This is a genomic window from Micromonospora mangrovicola, from assembly GCF_047200535.1.
Taxonomy (GTDB): domain Bacteria; phylum Actinomycetota; class Actinomycetes; order Mycobacteriales; family Micromonosporaceae; genus Micromonospora.
Genome location: NZ_JBJZOG010000262.1, coordinates 1 through 539 on the forward strand (window position 1 = coordinate 1; position 539 = coordinate 539).

Annotated in this window: 1 protein-coding gene; it reads right to left on the bottom strand. The window is 68.8% G+C overall.

What is annotated here, in order from left to right; all coding sequences use genetic code 11:
• The coding region (locus ACL02O_RS34385; protein ID WP_412822353.1) for a low temperature requirement protein A at positions 1 to 448 on the bottom strand (448 nt) is incomplete at its 3' end.
• Positions 449 to 539 lie beyond the last annotated feature (91 nt).

Here is a 539-nt window from a genome sequence, read left to right on the forward strand (position 1 = left end):
GCGCCGACAGGCCGTACCAGAACAGCCCGCGCGTGCCGGTGCGCTGCAGCTCGTGGTCACGCAGAAAGGCCACGAGGATGAGCCCGCGGCTGAGCTGGATGGCGACGTAGGCGCCCGCGAAGATCAGGCCCGTGTCGCCGAATGCCTCGGGCACAGCGGCCGCCATCACCAGGCTGCCGACCATGGTCGCGATGACCAGCGCCTGGATTACCGCTCGTTGCGGGTCCGTCCGGTCGGTTAGCCACGCGGTGCTGGACCAGACCCACCACATGGCCCCCAACAGCACCAGCGTCCGGAAGGCGCCGCTCCACCCGAGATCCTCGGCCAGGCCGCGCGAGAGCTGAGCGAGCGCGAGGACAAACACCAGGTCGAAGAAGAGTTCCAGGAACGTAGCCCGCTGTGGATCCCCGGCTTCCCGCACCAGCTCGGCCGCCCTGCTCGTCGCCATCGGCTCGCCCGTTCTGCCACTCTGCTCCAGGTTTGTGGGCATTCTGACATACGGCAGCGGTGGTGACCGCGGACGTGCTGCCGTGGACTGG